Source organism: Lipingzhangella halophila, from assembly GCF_014203805.1.
In the GTDB taxonomy this organism is placed as follows: Bacteria; Actinomycetota; Actinomycetes; order Streptosporangiales; family Streptosporangiaceae; genus Lipingzhangella; species Lipingzhangella halophila.
In genome coordinates, this window is sequence record NZ_JACHJT010000001.1 from 2,828,167 (window position 1) to 2,845,124 (window position 16,958).

Consider the following 16,958-nt stretch of genomic DNA (forward strand, 5'->3'; position numbering starts at 1 on the left):
AGCACCTCCTACGTGGTTGTCGGGTGGCCGCAGCCCTGACCGCGCAGATGCCAGTCGGGGTCGGCGGGGCAGCAGCAGGTCTGGGCGAACGGGGCACGGCGGGGGATACCGCGCCGCAGCGGGGCGCCCGCCCGGTAGATATCGGCTACCTGGTCGTTGCTGGCGCTGGCGAAGACCGCGTTGGCGGCTGCGGCATCGAAGTCTTCGGTGAAGTGGCGGTGGGCGATTCCGCCGAAGTCCTCGAAGCCGGCGTCCTCAACGAGCACGGTGAACGTCATCAGGTGTCCTTCCTGGTTAGGCGGCGAGGCCGAGGATGTGGGCGGCGATCTGGTGTTTGCAGGCGTGGCGGCCCTTGATGCCGGCAGGGCAGGTGCACGCGGCGCGGTGGGCGCGGTAGGTGACCGAGCCGTCGGTGCTGACGGCGAGGAACACGCGGTGGCCGCGCAGCGGGATGAGCGCGCCCTGGTCGATCAGCTCCTGGGCTTTCTCCACCTGGTGGGCCTTGTACTGGGCGAGGACGGCGGCCTTGGCGGCGGCGCGGACCTTGGCGCGGCAGGTGGGGCCGTAGCCGGCGTTCAGCGACCGAGTGGAGCGGAGGACGCGCCCGCACCGCAGGCACCTGGTAACCCGTTCTGCGCGTGCGCTCACTTTGCATCCTCACTGTTCACTCGGAGTTTCTGTATTACAGATTACCCGGAGTTGAAGAGTGATGCAAGGCCTATTCAGAGGTGAGGGGTAGTTTCTGTATGACACATCGGCCATCATGTAGACATGGCCAGACCAGCAACCGGGCAGACGCCCGTACATTCCGTCCGCGTGCCCGCCCACATCTGGGATAGGGCGAAGGAGCGCGCTGAAGCCGAGGGAAAGAGCGTGAGCGAGGTCGTCACCGCGCTACTCCAGCGCTACGGCAGCAAGCAGCACGCAGAGTCCAGGGGCGAGGCGAAGAACTAGCCCTGTTCGCGCTGGCGCCTGACCCGCGCGGCCAGCTCCAAGTACCGGTACATGCCGAGGCTGGAGATCAGGTGGTCGCGAACGTCGGCGCGGTCCTCGGGGGTGAGGCTGGCGCGCAGCTGGTCCATCCACGCGGCGTCGTCGGCGGCCTGCTCCTCGCTGATCGGTTCGTCGTCCACGGTGGTGGTGTACCCGCGATGATGGGGTCATGGACGAGATGATCCGGGTCACGCTCACGGGTGGTGGCCCGCTGGACGGTCAGACGCAGGAGTGGCACCGCGCCGACCTACCCGAGGACCCGGCCGAGTGGGGCACCTACATGATCGTGGACGGCCCCAAGGCTCTCGCGCGTGACCCGGGTGCGAGGGCGGCCTACGAGCCCGAGGAGGGCGGTGATCCACGGGTGTGGGTGTGGCGCGGCTGGGTCCCATGAAACCGCCCCCGGGCTCCTGATTCCGGGGGCGGTAGCGCGTGCGATCACCCGTCATCTGTCTACCGGGTCCGCACAGCGGTCCCGTGCGGCTACCAGGGGATGCGGAGCCGCGCGGGGGACTACCGGTCAGAACCCGGTGACGTCATGGCCGCATCTGTACTTTCGGAACCACAGGTTGTGACACCGGTCGCTGCACACCCGCACGGTTCCGCCCTCCATTGGCTGCATTTGGCGTTTGGGTTTGCGGACGTTGCAGGTGGGGCCGTCGCAGGTGATCTCGTCATCGGGACCTTCTTCGCCAGGCGTGGGCAGACGGCGTTTCAGCATGAGCGTGTCTTTCTGGAGCGTGGTTCAGGGGCGGGCCGCACGCTGGGGGAGGGTCCAGCGTGCAGCCCGGACTACGTGGCGTGGCGCCACATGTCGGGGGTGCCGCGCGTGATCGCCCCGTCGGGGGCCTTCAGGACGAGCACTGCGCGGCGGAAGGGCCGGTGCATACGGTCGTGCCCGATGACGATGTGCACCCCGCGGTCGAGCAGCCCGGGGCCGGTGCACACCTTCGAGTTGATGGGGAACCGCTGCCGGAGCCGCGCCAGCTCGGGATCGCGACTCACGGGTGCGCCCTCAGTGCTGGGAACGGGCGGCCGGCTCGCTGGGGCGGGTCCTTGAGTTGCTGTTCCAGCTCCTCAGCGGTGTCGCCATGCAGCGTGGGCGCCCGGTCGTCATCGCGCAGGTTCGTGGCGACCCACCCGGCGAGGCGATAGCCGTTACGGGAACGCCGAATCCGCCAGCCGGGGTACTCACGCCGGAGCCGCGCCAGGGTGTACTCGGCCGTGGTCACGACTCCGCCTCCTCCAACAGGCGGCGCAGCTCCTCCAGGGTCGCTGAGCGCAGCGTGCGCTCACCGTGCTGAGCGCACCAGTCGCCATGGCGCCCCTCGCCCTGATCGCGCCAGATCTCCCACTGCGGGAAGTCGGCCGCCAGTATCTCGGGGGAGGTCGGCCAAGGGCCGTGCAGCTCCTCGCGTTCCATCGCTCGCGTCCTCATGGGTCCTCCTGATGTGCAGGTAGGAAGGACGCTACGGAGCGTGGGACCGTGCCAACAGAAATGGGGCGCGGCAGTTTCGCCACGCCCCACCGGGAACTACCACGTAACGCGGTACTCGCCCTACACAGGGACTCCGAGGAAGTCCGCGATCTGGCGCTGATCCTCTGAGGGCATCCTCGGGCGGCTCTCCACAATGTCCTCAGCGATGTTGCGCGCCGTCCTCTGATACCGCAGCCACTCCGGCGCCTGGCGGCGAAGCCGCATCATCACCTCGGTTGCCTGGTCGGTGTCCCCGACCTGCACCAGGGCGTTCGCGCGGTCCAGGGCGAACCGCTGCTGGGTGTTCTGCGTCGCCCCCGAGGTCTGCCCCGGCAGGGAGTCGGCGCGTTCCAGTGCCCGGTCGGGGTGGCCACCGATCAGTTCGTTCTGCATCCCGTTCATCGCCGCTGTGACCGGGCCGAACCGCATGTGCCCGGCTGCCTCGTGCTCATCCTGGATGCGCACCGCCGCAGACTCCGCGACGGACTGTAGATCCCGGGCCTGGGTGACGTTGTTGTTGCGGGCCGCCGCCGCTGATGCCCGCATCAACAGGTACCCCCAGGCGGACAGTTGGTCGGGGGTGGCTTTGGACATGCGGGGTTCGATCTCGTCGGCGCTGTTCACACACAGCGCCTCGACCTCATCGAAACGGGCCTGGCGCAGCAGCGCCCAGCCTTGTTGGCCGATCGCTGCCGCCGCGAGGCACTGGTCGCCGACCTCCACGGCGTCGGCCAGCGCGTCGCGTAGGGCGATCAGCGCGAGGTCGTGTTCGCGGATCTGCACGAGGTAGCGCCCGGTGAGTTGGAGGGCGTCCCCGCGCATGCGCTGCGCGGAGGCCCGCTCGTCACCGTCGAGGGCGGCGACGTGCATGTGGGCGGACCGCACGAGGGCGGGGGCGAACCGGGCGACGTCGTCGTAGCGGTCGTCCTGGTAGGCATCGGCGACGGATTTCACGGCCCGTCCGAGCATGGTCAGGTCGGGGTCGCCGTCCACGGCGCCGAACATGCGCCCAGCCAGGGATGCGGGCGGGTTCACGGCGGAGCGGATGTCAGCGAGGACGCTGTCGCGGCCGTCGTCGGTGAGTACGGGGGCGGGGGATTCGGCGGTCATGAACCATACGGTGCGCACCTTCAGGACGCGGCCGAGGGCGTTGTAGGTTTCCATGCGGGCGGTGCCGCCCTGCTCGATTTTGCGGACCACGGTGACGCTGACGCCGGCTGCTTCGGCGAGTTCTTCTTGGTTGAGGCCTCGTCGTTTGCGGATCTCGCGGACGCGGTCGGCTACTGAGGTGTCTACCGATGTGTCGTGGGTTGGGGTATCTTCTGGCATGTGACAGGTCCCGTCTGTCGCTGAGGGCTCGCACCATCAGCGTAGGGCGGGACCTTCGTCATGTCAGGGTGTCTACGGTCCTGTGACCTGTGGGGCGCGGGGGGATGCCCTGGCACGGGTAGACTCGTACAGACATCTGAAAAAAGCGAGCCCGACCGGTGTTGGTAGCACCGAGCCGGGCTCTGACCCACCTACTCGACTCACCCGAGAGGCAGGCTATGGACAACCCTAGCGCCGGATCACCCGTGTTCAATCACGAGGCCACCCCCACCCCCGCGCCCACCGACGTCATCTTCCTGGACCGGTGGCTGGCCTTCATCCGCGGAGCCGAGAACCTCCCGGACGCCCTTCGCTTCGTCTGCGAATCCATGGCCAGCGACGCCGACGAGAACGGGCAGGACTGCGCCCCCGGCCATAAGCGGCTCATCGCGGACACGGGGCTCAGCTCGGCGCTCGTCAGCGACTCGCTGAAGGTGCTGCGTAAGCTCGGCGTCATCGAGCTGGTGTCTGACAGTCACCCGCCCGCGAAGGGGCCGCATCAGTACCGCCTCACCGCCCCCGACGGGTTCGAGTCATTGGCAGACGAACGCGTCCGCCAGGGATTCCACAAAGAGGAGTTCACCCTCCCCGGATCCCGCTCCGTCAGCTTTCCCGCGCCCGACGACAATCTCTTTCCGGCGCCGAAGCCCCTCAGCGAGACGCCCACCCCCAAGCCCGTGTCGGCGAAGCCCGCTCCGAGGCAGCAGTCCAAGCGCCGCAAGGAGGTCGCACTCCCGCGCACCTCACGCGGTGAGACGTTGCTGTACCGCTACTACGACGAGCACGATGTCCTGCTCTACGTCGGCGTCAGCGCGAATCTGATGGCGCGCCAGACCAACCATGAGGCGGATTCCACGTGGATGGACTTCGCGGCCCGCTCCACGATCGAGCGGTTCACGGCGCGTGCCGATGCGGAGTCAGCGGAGCGGACAGCCATCGAGGAGCACCAGCCGCTGTTCAACATCGAGCACAACGAGCACCCGGACCGCATCCGGCGGCTCGTGGACTACCTGATCGAGCGGGACCGGCGGGATCTGCTGGTGCCGCTGATCTCGCGCGGCTGAAAGGAATCCCCATGAGCCACCTCTCAGCGGTTCCACCACCACCGGACTACCCGGAGCACAACGGACGCCGCGTCGAATGGGACCCCTGGCAACGCATCCACATCATGTGCCTGCCCCCAACCGAATGCGCCCAGTGCGGCAGCACCGCCGAGGCGTACTTCGCCGCCGGGGTCATCCAGCCTGCCCCCGGCGAGACCACCCAGGACACCCGCCAGCGCCCGTCCTCGCGCGTGCCCGGGCGCGTCTGGGAGCAGCGGGTGACCGTTCACCAGTGGCCGTACTACGGTCTCGCCGCGTTCGCCTGCCCCGATTGCCGCGGCGTTGAGGTCTACGACAGCCGCGAGGACTTCGCGCCGGTCGACACCGCCCGACCGACGCTGTTCTGACCCCCTGGCACGCGGAAGGCCCGCACCACATGGTGCGGGTCTCTTTCCTGCTCACCCCGGCCGCGCCCGTTACGAGACCGAAAGCGGACACGATCATGACTCCGCTTTGCCTGACTCCGGGACGCATGGCGCGGTATGCATGAGAACACCCAGCAAGGAGGCAGCCATGTCCACACCGAAAGTCCTCACCGTCGAACTCGAATTCGAGATGGGAGACCGGAAAATCCACGGCCCCCGCATCAAAGCCGCCTACGACGCCGCTGTCGCGGCAGCCATCGAGGCAGCGAAGAAGGAGTTGCTGGAGGGCAGTATCTCGACGGTGCGCCACTCGATGACGTGGGGGTACCGGTGGGTTCAGACCGGCTCCGTCGTGGACGTGGATGAAGCGACGTGGGATGAGGTAGACGCAGACGAGTCGTAGGTGCCCCACCGTGTCGGGCCTCTCGGGTAGGGCTACGCGTTGATCACTTCGCTCGGCACCCCCAACGCATCCGCCATGACCTCAAGCTTCGCCTGCATCTCGTCCCACGTGGGTCGGTCGTCGCGGCGGAACGCCCGCCACAAGTAGAACCCGAAGTAGTAGTCCTCGATAGGGCCATAGGCGTAACGGTGCGGGGCTTCGGCGCGGGCGGCCAGCTCCGCGTCGGTGTAGGGGCGGGCGCTGTCGGTGTGGGCAGGGTCGTAGCCCCACGGGGTACGGCACCTGGGACCATGCAGACGGCAGCTCACGGCGCCTCCGGCAGGTGCAGCACCTCGTCGAACGGTGCCGACACCTCCACCTGGTCCTGCCGGCCCACCCACAGGTACGCCGTCGGAGACCCCGGTGCGTCCGGGAGCCGGTCGTAGCGGTGAATCGGACGGGGAAAGACTCGCCGCGGCAGGTCTGATCCGAAGCCCACCACGTCCTCGTCGGGGTCCTCCGGCTCGCGGTAGTACACGTACTCAGGCAGCGCGTCCGCCTCGTACACCTCGTCGGCGAGCGGCCCTTCGTGGAATCGGACGAGGTGGCCCCGCTTCAGCGGCGACGGGTTCCTGCACTTCACGGCGCCCATCCTTCCTGCCAGCCGTCCCGGTGCCGGTACCCGAACGCCAACGCGCGCACGGCGATCTCCAGCGCGGCCACCCCGTCGGGCGCCTCACGGTCACCCTCGTACAGGTCGACGGCCTGCTCGTACTGGTCGAGGATGGCGCGTTCCCCTTCGATGCGGGCGAGGGTGTCGGCCGGATCATGGCGGGCGATGTGGGCGCCGATGCCCTCGTTGATCATGTCGCCGACATACGACTGAGCACCAGTAACCAGCGGGTACTCCGTGGAGTCGTCCACGGCCGAGACATAGTCCGGCCAGATGCCGAGCTCATCAGGCGCGAATCGCCATTCACCGGCCGATCGGGACATGGCCTCCCGCGCGGCTTGTTCGTCGGCGTCCAGCACCGAGCGGAGCCACGCGACCATCGCCTCTACGTCACTCACCGGGCGCCTCCATCGTGATCGCGGACCCCGCCCGGTACGGCACAAAGAACGACTCGCCGTCAGGCTCATAGGTCACCAGCGGCTTCGGCGCCGTGGCCTCATCGAAGATCGCCAACTGTGGCGGGACGAAGCCCTTGAAGAGCCCGCCTCCGGCCTGCATCTGCTCGCCCGCGCGGCGGAACGCTTCCGCGAAGTTGTTGCATGCCTGGTTGAGCGCGGTCGTGTCCACCTGCGCGGTCAGCCGCTCGAAGTGGACGATGACGGAGGTCAGTTCACGGGAGAACCGTTCGAACTCCAGCGGCTTCGGCTCGGGAACGTCGGGCGCGTGCCGCATGGCGTCCGGGCTGACGGTGTTGTCGACGAGGGCGGCGTCGATCGCGGCCACCACATCCCCGCTCACCGGGCCTCCTCCGTCGACATCCGACGCGCCGTGGCCTGAGCCTCCGCGCGCACCCGCTCGAACTCCCGCTCCACAGCGTCCGCGTCCACTCCGTAAGCCTCCGCCTCCACGTAGACGCAGTGGCGAGGCGGGCGTTTCTCCACGCGGCCGACCGACGGCTGCCGGGTGTATGCGTCGACCTCGAACTCGAACGTCCACCGGGAACCGGCCCGCAGAAGCGGATCGACCGTGGCCTCTTCGTCGTCCTCGGTGAACGCGGTCATGCGGTGGTGCACGTACTGCCGGTCGGGCACCCGGCCCCACACTTCTCCGTGGTAGCGGCGGCCACCCTCCTTGGGGCCGGTGGCTGTCCACCATTCGTCGTCGGGGTGGGTCTCGTTCCACCGTGCGGCAGCCTGTTCGGCGTGGTCGCGCTGCTCGAACGCAACCTTGCGGCCGCCGCCGAGGGTGATGACGTGCACGGTGTCGGCGGGGTCGATGTCATCCACGGGGGCTCCGGGCGACAGGCGGGCCGGGATGTCGTCGCCGTGGTCGATGGGCCACACCTCGCCCCCAGCCGCGCGCCGGGCGCGGAACAGCGCCCGGATGGTTCTGAGGAGCCTCATTGCTCCGCCCTCCCGTCCGGCGAGAACTGGACGGGGCCAGGACTCCAGCTCTCGTCGTAATCCGGGTGCGTCCGCCACTGCCACGCCAGAATCCGCAGCGCGACACGGGCGTTCCGGTGCACGATCTCGTCGCCGTGGAGGAACGGGCGGATCGTCTCCCGATGGAGCGAGGACAGCGCAACCTCGCGCGTCTCTGGCTCCTCTCTGATGCGCGCGTTGATGAACGCCTCGATGTCGTCCATCTCTTGCGCCGTCATCACGGTCGGCTGTCGCCTGCTGTCTGGCATGCCGATCACCACATCCTCCGCCGCTGCTGTCGGCTCATCTTGTTCATCTCGGCAATCGCGTCCTCGCCGATCGCCTTGCGGGCGGCCGGGCTCATATCGAAGTAGCCCGGCGACATGCGGATCGGGCCGCGCGGCGGCGAGGACAGCGTAGGATCGATGGGCTCCGGCGCGTGCCAGAGCAGAATGTCGCCCCCGACCGGGCGGCGGCGGAACAGCGCCCGGATGGTTCTGAGTAGCTTCACGTGCCTCACCTCTCAGAAGCCCATCGGGATGTCGACAACCTCATCGTCCTCGGTCAGCAGCGCCACCGAGCCCGGATAGGTCGCGACAAAGTCGACCTCCTTGTGCTCGGCGGCCGCCACCACGACCTCGTGGTCGGGCCCGCTAAGGAGTTTCTTCGCGAGTTCGTGCGCCTTCATGTCTCTCACCTCTCCTCACATGATGGCCCATGCGGCGGTTAGTGGTGTGCCGGACCAGCACACCCACCGCACGGCGGTTTCCTGCCAGCAGTCGCCCGCTTTGAACGCGACCGGGCTGCGGAACATCCACCACCTCTTGCCCCGATGCACCAGCGGCCAGGCGAGCGACACCCCCTGCGGCGTCAACCAGTCACCCAGGATGTGCACCACCATGCCCACGCCCACCACCATGCCGAGCACCACAGGGGCCGGCGGGGCGGCCACCATCACCACGGTCGCCGCCAGGCCAGCGCCCACGCTCACGGTGGTCCACTGCGACAGCTCCCGCCGGTCCTTGCCGGTGAGGCACTGGCCCAACCCGCGCAGGCCCAGCGAGACGAGCAGCCACAGGGCCACGGCCGCGCCCACCCAATGCGACGCCGCCGCCCACACGCCAGTCCCCACCGCGGCGCACGCGGGCAGGGTGTGGGTCAGATGCCGGTGCTGCCCGCCGTCGTCTTCACACCCGTCGTCGTAGCGGGTGCGGGTCGCCTGGAACACGGCACCAGACAGGGCACGCAACCCGGAGCACGCCGTCCGGGACGCCGGCCCCTGCGAACGCGTCGCCGTCGAAACCGGGTGGTCGAGGTCGGGCAGCAGCGCCGCGCCCGCGCCCACAGCGGCCCCGGTCGCCAGCTCCACGATCCCCGCGTCACCGAGCAGACCGGCCACCACCACGCCAGCGAGGGAGCCCGTAGCAGAGTGGGTCGACCCCATCATCGGGACCACCGCCCGGCAGTGACCAGAGCATTTCGGTGATCACCGAAAATCTCCCCGAGCGACCACCGCCAACCTGTAAGGATTCCTTGCAGGTTCGGGCCACCAGAGATGGACGTGTGTTTTACACGCCCGACCCTATGGCCAGGCTTTTTCCCGAGCCCGGGAAGCGGAGCCAAGTCACCCAAGCCGGACCTGCACGGCCATAACGGCCGTCCAGCCCTATAACCAGCGACGGACCTGTAAGACACAGGCCCGTCCAGGCCACCCGAGCTGGGCGTGCATGACACACGCCCAGCCCTTTGCGCCCTCCCAGAAGGAGGTCGCAACGACCTCACGCCACGAGGTCGAGCAGCGCCTCCACGCCCTCCTCCAACAACTCGTCCTGGGTGAGCACCGGCGCGGTCGCCCGGTACTCCGGCACCACTTCGAGCCCGCCGTCCGGACGACGGCACACCGCACTGCCCGGCCCCGCATACAGCAGAGCCAGCACGAGAGACACATCGTCGCGGTCGGGCATAGGGGGCCTCGTGAGGGGACATGGGAGAGGACCTCCATTATCTCAGCATTTGACCCGGCACGGGGAATGCCGGGCCGGTCACTCTCCGGCCAGGTAGTCCTTGATGTAGCGGCACGTCGTCGACTTCGGCACCCCCGTGCGGGCCGAGATCACCCCACCCGAGTGCGGCTCGCCGTTCTCCCGCGCCGCCTCATAGGTAGCGATCACCAGACGCTTACGGTCGTCCCACTCCTCTGGGACGAAGTCGGGAATGACGACCTCCGTCGTCTCACCGCCGTCGTCTCGCGTCTCATGGGACGCCGTCCCAGGCGTCTCACTCGCCGCGGTGGGACGCGGTGCCGCCGTCTCAGGCGTCTCACGAACCGTCTCAGGGGTGGGTGAGACAGGCACCGTCCCACGGGACGTCTCACCCTGAGACGCTGCCGGGTGAGACGTGAGACGCCCAGGCCCGCCAGGGTGAGACAGTCCCGGTGAGACAGGACCGGGAAGCTCAGGCGCCGTCCCATGAGACGCCTGCAGCGGGACGGCACCCGTCCCAGATGCTGGCCGAGACACTGAGACACCCCGCTGTCCCAGTTCCATCTCATCGAGACGCCGCGCACCGTCCCACGGCTTGGCCTGTGAGACAGCGTCGTCCACGATCCCGATGAGCCACGCCGTGCCCGCCGCACCAAGCGGGCCGATGGAGTGCGCCACCAACGCCGCGACGGTGGCCAACGAGAGGGCGTCGGGCCAGTGCCCCGCCATGTTCAGCGCGATACTGGTGGACAGCGCCACCCACTCGGCCACCGTTGCCCGCCACCCCAGATCCCCACCGGAGGACCGCAGTACCGCCCGGACGATGATGATGCCGGCCACGATCGTGACCAGGGCCGGTTCCACACCCCACCCGGTCACCCACATGGCAGTGCCAGCGGTGATGTCGAGTAGCGTCATGAACCCGTGGTGCACCCCGGCCGTCGACCAGGCGGCGAACGCCACCAGCACGGGGACGAGCACGGCCAGGGACACCACCCGCACACGCTGCACCCGTAGGGCCCGCACCTCCCCGGACTGCTTGATCTGGCTGCTGATACGGGCGCGCTCCCCAGCCAACGACGCCTGCCGGTACAGCCGTGCCAGGGCGCTATCTCCATGGGTGGACTCGCGGCGCTCACGGCGCTCGTGTGCGGCTGTGGCCACCTGTTCGCGCAGGTCGGCCAGGTCGATACGGTGCAGTGCCCGCGACCAGCGACGTTTGCGGCGGTGGCGCCGCCGGGTGTCATCCAGCGCGCGGCGTTCGGCCAGGTCCGCTGCCAAGTCGGTGACGGCCGCAGGGTGGGCAACGGGTTCTTCGTCGTGCGTCATGATGGGGGTCTCCTCGCGTGTTCAAGGGGAGCGGCCCGCCTGTGGTTGGCGCCTCGGGGCGGGCCGTCATTCATCACTGCGTGTGGTTGGATGCGGCGGGCGGAACGCCGCCCCACTGAGGGAGCAGAGGCAACGTTCTGACCTGCGATGATGGGGTGTGCGGCCTGGTGTTCCACAGACGCGTTCCACGCGTTCCAACCCGGAGTTTTCGCAGGTGAACCACGGAACACCCCACGGAACACCGCCACCCCTATGGAACGGCCACGGAACACCCTGTGGAACACCAGGCCGTTCACTGCTCGTCACCAAGCAGGGCCTCCCGGCGATACCCCCGCGCTTTGGTCCCCTCCGCCCAGAACGACGTCTTGTCCGGGTAAATCCCGAAGGCGGCCATCGCGGTGTGCACGCCCAACGTGTCCGTGCCCAACTCCGCCTCCAAGGCCGCGGTGTGCACCCCCCGCTCGGCGCCGCACAACCGGCGCGCCACCTCAAGCGCGCTCTCCCCCGCAGCGGGGGAACCGGGGCCCCGGTAGTGCCACGGGTCCCGATCCGGCAGGCTCTGCACCTGCGCATCATCAGAGAGGTCCCACACCCGCACCGGCGACTGGTCCTCCTCACGCCCGGTGCCCTTCACCACGCACAACCCGGTTCCCGTCCAGGTGTGGTTGGGCCACCGGGTGCCGAGGACCTGCCGGGTTTCGGTGTCCCCCGCGGTGCGCAGCACCGCCCGGATCTCCATCACCCCGTTGATCTGACGGTCGATCCCATCGCCCAGCGTGGGTTTCTGGGTGCACCACACGAGATCGATGCACCGGGACCTCCCGGTGCGGGCCAGGGACCGCAGCCCTGCCAGGATCGGCAGATCATCGGGATGATCCACCGCGATCACTTCGGCCCCCTCATCGACCACGACCACGATGCGCGGCCTTTCCTTGGTGGGGGCCCAGGTCGCGGCCTTTTCGGCGCGCATCGCATCACGCCGCTCTTGGGACTCGGCCACCAGCTCACGCACGACCTGCAGGATCTCCTCCGGCTCCACCGCAACCCGGGCCTTGCCATCCCACAGGGCGGACTCTTCGCCCTTGCCGTCGATGTAGACCACGGTGGTGGGCTCGTCTGCGCACAACGCGTCAGCCATGACCACCCGCAGCAGCACGGACTTACCCGATCCGGAGGTGCCGGCGATGAGCTTGCGGCCCTTCGGCAGCTCGACTACCTCACCGGTGTCGGAATCCGCGCCGATGCCCTCACAGCCGGGGCGCCAGGTGGTGTCCAGCTCCTTCTCGCGGGTGCGGATGCGCACCATGGCCTGATCGCCAATGTCGCCGTGGGTGATCTCGATCCGGGTGGCGGTGGGCACACCGAGCACGGCACGCACGGTGTCGGTCTTCTTCGTCAGTGCGGCGGGGGTGAGCGTGTTGTGGGTGTCCAGCACCACGCAGATCCCCGACTCGTCCAACGTGACCTCACCGAGGCGCACCCCGGCCAGGCCCCGCTTACGGGCCAGCGCGTCCCACTCGGTGAGGCGTTCCAGGATGCGGTTCTCCACCGGGGTGGCCCCCACAATCTCCCGCGTGGGCGGCGCGTCCTCACCCGGAACCCCGGCCGGGACAGGTGAACCGGAGACCCCAGCGGCGACGGGCCGGCCAGACACCTCACCGCGGGAAGAGGGCGCCTCGGTCGCACGCACCGCACTCGCGCCGTTCTTCTTGGCCGCCCACTCCTGCACCAGCAGATACCCGGCCACCCCCGGCCACGCCAACAGCGTCACCCACTCGCCCTGAGTCACAGTGAGATACACCGGGCCCGCCGTAACCCCCACAGGAACCGAGGCGCACACCAGCGCCCGACAGGCCCGCGTGACAGCGGTGCGCACGCTGATCTCCAGCTCGTTCACCCCCACCTGCTGGGCGCGCGCCAACGCGTTGGTGGCATCGGCTTTCTGGGCATCAGTGCGGGCCTTGGTAATCCGGGACTCGGCCCGCACCTGCAGGCGCACCCGGCGTGACTCCGCCCCCAGGCGCGCCTGGGTTTCCACGGCGGGATCGGCAATCCATTCCCCGGCCAGGTGGGCGTGCCGTCCCACTCCGGACCGCAGCAGCGCACCGAGGATCTGCCCTTGTTCGGCGAACCATGACCGCCCGGCGGGGGTGTGGATGTGCTGGCGGGCAGGGACGAGCGGGGCGGCCCCTGCCTCGGTGTCGGGGACAGGATGTAGGTGCCGTTCGGGTTGTGCCATGACTCTGTTCTCCTTCCGGGGGCCTCAGCCGAACATTCCGTCGACGAGACTCACGACGATGTCCGCCCCGGAGCCGTGCACCGTGGCGATGATGTCGCCGACCCACCCGCCGGCGCCGTGCGCCGCGATGGGGGCCACCACCAGCGCGGTGCGGGCCTGACGGTTATAGCTGTGGTCTTTGGCCAGGTCAGCAATGGTGATCAGCAGCAGACCGGTCGCGATGATGCCGTAGATGATCTGGTGCGGCAGGGACTCACCCAGCACCCCAGCGAAGATCTGCGCCACCCAGGAAATGGGGACGTCCATCCAGCCCTGCATGGTCTGCGACGCCGAAGAGGCGTACAGCAGCATGGAGCCCATGACGCCCACGCCCAGCGGAATCCACCACCAGTGGCCGCCCTTGATTTTCCCGTCGGACCACGCGGCGAGCACGAACGCGGCGATGGCGAGCGCGAGGTACATCAGAACTACTTCGCGTTTCGCACATGGTTGTTGAACGCGGTCTCGGCCTTGTCGCTGGCCGAGCGCCCTGATGCGGCGAACGCCGCCCCGCACTGGCACAGAAACTCGGCCTCGGCGTTGGGGTCGCCGATGTATTTGGTGGTGTCGTGGCCGCCGGCGTGGCCGTGGAAGACGACGTTGTTCGTGCTCTTGCTGCTAAACAGGCCCATCTTTTCCTCCTGTGGTTGGGGGTGGATCCGCGTCCTGCGGTCCCTGACCCGCCCCTCAGGACGGGAGGGGCGGGCGTAGGCACCGCAGGGGGTTAGCGCTTCCATCCGCAGCCCGGGTATTTGCAGCTCACCCCGCCATTGCCCTTACAAACAGAGCAAACGCTTCCGTCGCTGACTCGCCCATTTCCCTTGCATGTCGAGCAGGGGAGGCACGTCAAAAGAGCCTGCAGGAGATAGCTCATGAGCGCTCTTCCTTCTTGGTCTCGTTGACGACGCTCTTCATCTGCTCGATCACGTCGTCGCCCTCGGACTCGGACAGGGTGTGCTTCATGAGCTGCCGCGCCCGGCTGGTGTCGCCGGTGCGGGTGGCTTCCTCGGCCGCGTCTCGCATCTCCTGTTTGCGTTGGCTGTAGAACCCCATGGGTGCCTCCTTCGTTGGCCGCCGGCGCTTCCGGCTGGTCCCCGCGCCTGCCCGAGGACGGCGGGCAGGCACAGGCACCACAGGGGGTCAGCGGCAGGTGTGGGTGGCCAGGGCGCGGGCGGCCTCGGCGTCGGCGTTGGGGCCGGAGATCGAGATCGACCACCCGCACTCACACGACCGGGACGCGGTAGAGGTCTCACTCACCAGGCACCCCCAAGTCGTTGGGGCCGAGGGAGAACCCGGTCACGAAGAACGCGCCCTGGTCGCCGCTGAAATGCCGCTCCGCCACCTCATCGCGGAGCGCCAGGTAAACCTGCTGGCGAGTCATCCTCGGCTGGACATCGACGATGCCTTCGAGGTCACCCGAGCGGCCGTAGCCGGCTTCGATGTAGGAGATGACCCAGTGGTAGGTGGCGCTCACCGGGCACCGCCCGTCCGGGCCTGCTCGGCCTCACCCTGCTGGCGGGCGGTCATCTCCACGGGGCCGCGGCTGGACACCAGCCACGCCAGCACCGCGAGGAGGATGGGGGCGGCGCCGAAAACGGCGAGCCACGCCCACTCAAGGGGCGATATCGAGCCAGTAACGGCCTCGACGGGGATGGTGTCCGCAAGCGCAGACACGTATACGGTGAGCACGGGTCCTCCCTGGTGATGCAGGTGACGGGCCAAGTCCCCGGTTGGTGTTTGCGGCACCGCCCGGGGGCGTTGTTTTCACATAGATGCCTATGGCATGAACGTCCACGCGGTCACTTGCATGTCCATCCCGCACCACCGGCCTGTGAGATCGCTCGTCGGGGTCTTGGCATCGCCAGCGACGCTGGCCGGCCATCCGCGGAAGAGTAACTCCGGCCAGCGACAACCAGGAGCCTAGAACCTTAAGTTGACTTAAGGTCAACCGGAAGGCGGGTCAGCGCCGCAGGACGGGATCCCGGCGCTACCTGCCGCGAACGCCTGCGCGGTCAACTCGTTGCGTGGCATTGTGGTCACGCACTGTATGAATCGCGGGGAGGGATTGCATTGAGTGAGGCGTACGACCTGCTCATCGACCGGTTGACGAACTACCTTGGGCTCAGCGCCGACGACCTCGGGCCCACCGTGACGTTCGAGGAACTGGAGCTGGACTCTTTCGCCATGGTCGAGCTGGGCCTGAGCCTGCAGGAGGACCTGGGATTCTTCCTGCCCGAGGAGCTCGACCCGCAGACGACGCTGGAGCAGGCCGCCCAGACCATGCGGCACACGGCCGCCGAAGGCGCACAGGGCCCGCAGTGAGCGCGCCCGAAGTCGTGGTCACCGGGCTCGGAATGGTCAGCCCGGCGGGAATCGGGATCCCGGACAACTGGGACACCCTGCGCTCCGGCGTCTCCGTCGCCGGCTATGACGCGGAGCTGGCTGGTCTGCCGGTGGACTTCTCGTGCGCGGTGCCGGGATTCGACGCCGACGCGCTGCTGGGACGCAGGACCAGTTGGCGGCTGGACCGGTTCTCGCACCTGGCGCTGGTGGCCGCCCGAGAGGCCGTGGCCGACGCCGGACTCACCCCCCGAACCGCCGACTCCGACCGGGTCGGGGTGGTCCTGGGGGTGGGCGCCAGCAGCCCGCAGCACCACGGCCGCGACTTCGCCCACCTGGCAGACGGCCGGTACCGCGCCATGTCTCCGCTGTTCCTGCCGCGCAGCATCCCCAACATGGCCGCCGGGGAGATCGCCATCGACCAGGGGTTCCGGGGACCGAACTTCACCACCGGCACCGCCTGCGCCTCCGGGACGACCTCGATCGGCGTGGCACGCGACCTCGTCCGGTCCGGCACCTGCGATGTGGTGGTCACCGGTGGCAGCGACTCGCTGCGCAGCCCGATCTACTCCGCCACCTTCTGGCGGATGGACGCCCTGGCCCGCGACGTCGAACCGGAGGAGGCCGCGCGGCCGTTCGACGCCCGACGAAACGGCTTCGTCCTGGGCGAGGGCGCGGGGATCATGGTGCTGGAACGCGCCGAGCACGCGCGCGCTCGCGGAGCCCGCGTACGCGCCCGGGTGGCCGGCTACGGGGCCTCCGCCGACGCGCACCACTTCACCAGCCCCGACCCGCAAGGGCGCGGCGCCAAGCTGGCGATCCGCTCCGCCCTGGAGGACGCCGGGCTGGTCCCCGGCGACGTGGACCACATCAGCGCACACGCGACCTCCACCCCCACGGGCGACCGCAGCGAGGCCCGGACCCTGCGCGATGCGTTTCCCGGCACGCCGCCGGTGACCGCTCTCAAGAGCATCATCGGCCACGCCCAAGGGGCCGCCGGATCACTGGAGGCCGTGACCGCGGTGCTGACACTGGAGCACCAGGAGGTCCCGCCCACCGCCAACCTCGACCGCATCGACCCGGAGATCGACCTGGACGTGGTGGTCAAGGCGCCCCTGCTGACGAGGGTGCGCACCGTGCTGAGCACGTCCTTCGGGTTCGGGGGGCAGAACGCGGCGCTGCTGCTGCACAGCGCCTGAGCCGGCGCCGCGGGCACTGAAGATCCAACCAGGCGGGGCGCGGCGCGT

General features: G+C 68.8%; 31 protein-coding genes. 7 read left to right on the forward strand and 24 right to left on the reverse strand.

Annotated elements, in window-relative coordinates; all coding sequences use genetic code 11:
* Nucleotides 1-8 precede the first annotated feature (8 nt).
* Nucleotides 9-278 (reverse strand): hypothetical protein, encoded by a 270-nt coding sequence (locus F4561_RS13070; RefSeq protein WP_184578718.1) that lies wholly within the window; start codon nucleotides 276-278, stop codon nucleotides 9-11.
* 16 nt (nucleotides 279-294) lie between these two features.
* Nucleotides 295-648, reverse strand: a complete 354-nt coding sequence (locus tag F4561_RS33700; RefSeq protein WP_184578721.1) for a DUF6011 domain-containing protein — start codon at nucleotides 646-648, stop codon at nucleotides 295-297.
* A 123-nt stretch (nucleotides 649-771) separates the two neighbouring features.
* On the opposite strand from F4561_RS33700, the gene F4561_RS13080 reads away from it, so the two are divergent.
* Complete coding sequence (locus F4561_RS13080; RefSeq protein WP_184578724.1) at nucleotides 772-954, forward strand: hypothetical protein; 183 nt, start codon at nucleotides 772-774, stop codon at nucleotides 952-954.
* On the opposite strand, the gene F4561_RS13085 is transcribed toward F4561_RS13080, so the two are convergent.
* On the reverse strand, nucleotides 951-1,133 hold the full coding sequence (locus tag F4561_RS13085) for a hypothetical protein (protein WP_184578727.1): 183 nt from the start codon (nucleotides 1,131-1,133) through the stop codon (nucleotides 951-953). The genes F4561_RS13080 and F4561_RS13085 overlap by 4 nt on opposite strands.
* A gap of 29 nt (nucleotides 1,134-1,162) precedes the next feature.
* On the opposite strand from F4561_RS13085, the gene F4561_RS13090 reads away from it, so the two are divergent.
* Entirely contained in the window at nucleotides 1,163-1,387 is a 225-nt protein-coding gene (locus F4561_RS13090; RefSeq protein ID WP_184578730.1) for a hypothetical protein, read from the forward strand.
* Between the two features lie 398 nt (nucleotides 1,388-1,785).
* Here F4561_RS13090 and F4561_RS13095 read toward each other — a convergent pair whose 3' ends face one another.
* From F4561_RS13095 to F4561_RS13110, 4 genes are all read right to left on the reverse strand, one after another.
* Nucleotides 1,786-1,998 carry a hypothetical protein gene (locus F4561_RS13095; protein WP_184578733.1) on the reverse strand — a complete coding sequence of 71 codons (213 nt, stop codon included), beginning with the start codon at nucleotides 1,996-1,998 and terminating at the stop codon, nucleotides 1,786-1,788.
* Nucleotides 1,995-2,225 (reverse strand): hypothetical protein, encoded by a 231-nt coding sequence (locus F4561_RS13100; RefSeq protein WP_184578735.1) that lies wholly within the window; start codon nucleotides 2,223-2,225, stop codon nucleotides 1,995-1,997. Before F4561_RS13100 ends, F4561_RS13095 begins: the two co-directional genes overlap by 4 nt.
* The gene (locus F4561_RS13105) at nucleotides 2,222-2,431 is read right to left on the reverse strand and encodes a hypothetical protein (RefSeq protein ID WP_184578738.1); all 210 of its coding nucleotides are present in this window, start codon (nucleotides 2,429-2,431) and stop codon (nucleotides 2,222-2,224) included. Before F4561_RS13105 ends, F4561_RS13100 begins: the two co-directional genes overlap by 4 nt.
* Before the next feature lie 120 nt (nucleotides 2,432-2,551).
* Nucleotides 2,552-3,799: a helix-turn-helix domain-containing protein gene (locus F4561_RS13110; protein ID WP_184578741.1), complete on the reverse strand. Its 1,248-nt coding sequence runs from the start codon at nucleotides 3,797-3,799 to the stop codon at nucleotides 2,552-2,554.
* A gap of 218 nt (nucleotides 3,800-4,017) precedes the next feature.
* Here F4561_RS13110 and F4561_RS13115 point away from each other — a divergent pair, with 218 nt between their 5' ends.
* From F4561_RS13115 to F4561_RS13125, 3 genes are all read left to right on the forward strand, one after another.
* Nucleotides 4,018-4,902, forward strand: coding sequence for a hypothetical protein (locus F4561_RS13115; protein ID WP_184578744.1), 885 nt, complete (start codon nucleotides 4,018-4,020; stop codon nucleotides 4,900-4,902).
* Nucleotides 4,903-4,913: 11 nt separating this feature from the next.
* Nucleotides 4,914-5,288: a hypothetical protein gene (locus tag F4561_RS13120; RefSeq protein WP_184578746.1), complete on the forward strand. Its 375-nt coding sequence runs from the start codon at nucleotides 4,914-4,916 to the stop codon at nucleotides 5,286-5,288.
* Between the two features lie 166 nt (nucleotides 5,289-5,454).
* Complete coding sequence (locus F4561_RS13125; protein WP_184578749.1) at nucleotides 5,455-5,709, forward strand: hypothetical protein; 255 nt, start codon at nucleotides 5,455-5,457, stop codon at nucleotides 5,707-5,709.
* A gap of 32 nt (nucleotides 5,710-5,741) precedes the next feature.
* On the opposite strand, the gene F4561_RS13130 is transcribed toward F4561_RS13125, so the two are convergent.
* The 17 genes from F4561_RS13130 to F4561_RS13210 form a co-directional block, all read right to left on the reverse strand.
* Nucleotides 5,742-6,017, reverse strand: coding sequence for a hypothetical protein (locus F4561_RS13130; protein ID WP_184578752.1), 276 nt, complete (start codon nucleotides 6,015-6,017; stop codon nucleotides 5,742-5,744).
* Nucleotides 6,014-6,331 carry a hypothetical protein gene (locus F4561_RS13135; RefSeq protein ID WP_184578756.1) on the reverse strand — a complete coding sequence of 106 codons (318 nt, stop codon included), beginning with the start codon at nucleotides 6,329-6,331 and terminating at the stop codon, nucleotides 6,014-6,016. Before F4561_RS13135 ends, F4561_RS13130 begins: the two co-directional genes overlap by 4 nt.
* Nucleotides 6,328-6,759 (reverse strand): DUF6221 family protein, encoded by a 432-nt coding sequence (locus tag F4561_RS13140; protein ID WP_184578759.1) that lies wholly within the window; start codon nucleotides 6,757-6,759, stop codon nucleotides 6,328-6,330. The genes F4561_RS13135 and F4561_RS13140 overlap by 4 nt, the downstream gene beginning before the upstream one ends.
* Complete coding sequence (locus tag F4561_RS13145) at nucleotides 6,752-7,159, reverse strand: hypothetical protein (RefSeq protein WP_184578762.1); 408 nt, start codon at nucleotides 7,157-7,159, stop codon at nucleotides 6,752-6,754. The genes F4561_RS13140 and F4561_RS13145 overlap by 8 nt, the downstream gene beginning before the upstream one ends.
* Nucleotides 7,156-7,764 carry a hypothetical protein gene (locus F4561_RS13150; protein ID WP_184578764.1) on the reverse strand — a complete coding sequence of 203 codons (609 nt, stop codon included), beginning with the start codon at nucleotides 7,762-7,764 and terminating at the stop codon, nucleotides 7,156-7,158. The genes F4561_RS13145 and F4561_RS13150 overlap by 4 nt, the downstream gene beginning before the upstream one ends.
* A complete protein-coding gene (locus tag F4561_RS13155; RefSeq protein WP_184578767.1) occupies nucleotides 7,761-8,021 on the reverse strand; it encodes a hypothetical protein in 261 nt (86 codons plus the stop codon). Before F4561_RS13155 ends, F4561_RS13150 begins: the two co-directional genes overlap by 4 nt.
* Nucleotides 8,022-8,056: 35 nt before the next feature.
* On the reverse strand, nucleotides 8,057-8,293 hold the full coding sequence (locus F4561_RS13160; protein ID WP_184578770.1) for a hypothetical protein: 237 nt from the start codon (nucleotides 8,291-8,293) through the stop codon (nucleotides 8,057-8,059).
* Between the two features lie 12 nt (nucleotides 8,294-8,305).
* The gene (locus F4561_RS13165) at nucleotides 8,306-8,470 is read right to left on the reverse strand and encodes a hypothetical protein (RefSeq protein ID WP_184578773.1); all 165 of its coding nucleotides are present in this window, start codon (nucleotides 8,468-8,470) and stop codon (nucleotides 8,306-8,308) included.
* A gap of 15 nt (nucleotides 8,471-8,485) precedes the next feature.
* Complete coding sequence (locus F4561_RS13170; protein ID WP_184578776.1) at nucleotides 8,486-9,229, reverse strand: metal-dependent hydrolase; 744 nt, start codon at nucleotides 9,227-9,229, stop codon at nucleotides 8,486-8,488.
* 331 nt (nucleotides 9,230-9,560) lie between these two features.
* Nucleotides 9,561-9,719, reverse strand: coding sequence for a hypothetical protein (locus tag F4561_RS13175; RefSeq protein ID WP_312885233.1), 159 nt, complete (start codon nucleotides 9,717-9,719; stop codon nucleotides 9,561-9,563).
* Nucleotides 9,720-9,824: 105 nt separating this feature from the next.
* Nucleotides 9,825-11,093 carry a hypothetical protein gene (locus tag F4561_RS13180; protein ID WP_184578782.1) on the reverse strand — a complete coding sequence of 423 codons (1,269 nt, stop codon included), beginning with the start codon at nucleotides 11,091-11,093 and terminating at the stop codon, nucleotides 9,825-9,827.
* 292 nt (nucleotides 11,094-11,385) lie between these two features.
* Entirely contained in the window at nucleotides 11,386-13,332 is a 1,947-nt protein-coding gene (locus F4561_RS13185; RefSeq protein ID WP_184578785.1) for an FtsK/SpoIIIE domain-containing protein, read from the reverse strand.
* A 24-nt stretch (nucleotides 13,333-13,356) separates the two neighbouring features.
* A complete protein-coding gene (locus tag F4561_RS13190) occupies nucleotides 13,357-13,794 on the reverse strand; it encodes a hypothetical protein (RefSeq protein ID WP_184578788.1) in 438 nt (145 codons plus the stop codon).
* 5 nt (nucleotides 13,795-13,799) lie between these two features.
* Nucleotides 13,800-14,003, reverse strand: coding sequence for a hypothetical protein (locus F4561_RS13195; RefSeq protein WP_184578791.1), 204 nt, complete (start codon nucleotides 14,001-14,003; stop codon nucleotides 13,800-13,802).
* Between the two features lie 238 nt (nucleotides 14,004-14,241).
* Complete coding sequence (locus tag F4561_RS13200) at nucleotides 14,242-14,424, reverse strand: hypothetical protein (protein ID WP_184578794.1); 183 nt, start codon at nucleotides 14,422-14,424, stop codon at nucleotides 14,242-14,244.
* Nucleotides 14,425-14,620: 196 nt separating this feature from the next.
* Nucleotides 14,621-14,845, reverse strand: a complete 225-nt coding sequence (locus tag F4561_RS13205) for a hypothetical protein (RefSeq protein ID WP_184578797.1) — start codon at nucleotides 14,843-14,845, stop codon at nucleotides 14,621-14,623.
* A complete protein-coding gene (locus tag F4561_RS13210; RefSeq protein WP_184578800.1) occupies nucleotides 14,842-15,060 on the reverse strand; it encodes a hypothetical protein in 219 nt (72 codons plus the stop codon). Before F4561_RS13210 ends, F4561_RS13205 begins: the two co-directional genes overlap by 4 nt.
* A gap of 381 nt (nucleotides 15,061-15,441) precedes the next feature.
* On the opposite strand from F4561_RS13210, the gene F4561_RS13215 reads away from it, so the two are divergent.
* Both F4561_RS13215 and F4561_RS13220 read left to right on the forward strand, forming a co-directional pair.
* Entirely contained in the window at nucleotides 15,442-15,693 is a 252-nt protein-coding gene (locus F4561_RS13215; RefSeq protein WP_184578803.1) for an acyl carrier protein, read from the forward strand.
* A complete protein-coding gene (locus tag F4561_RS13220) occupies nucleotides 15,690-16,910 on the forward strand; it encodes a beta-ketoacyl-[acyl-carrier-protein] synthase family protein (protein ID WP_184578806.1) in 1,221 nt (406 codons plus the stop codon). The genes F4561_RS13215 and F4561_RS13220 overlap by 4 nt, the downstream gene beginning before the upstream one ends.
* Nucleotides 16,911-16,958: the final 48 nt, after the last annotated feature.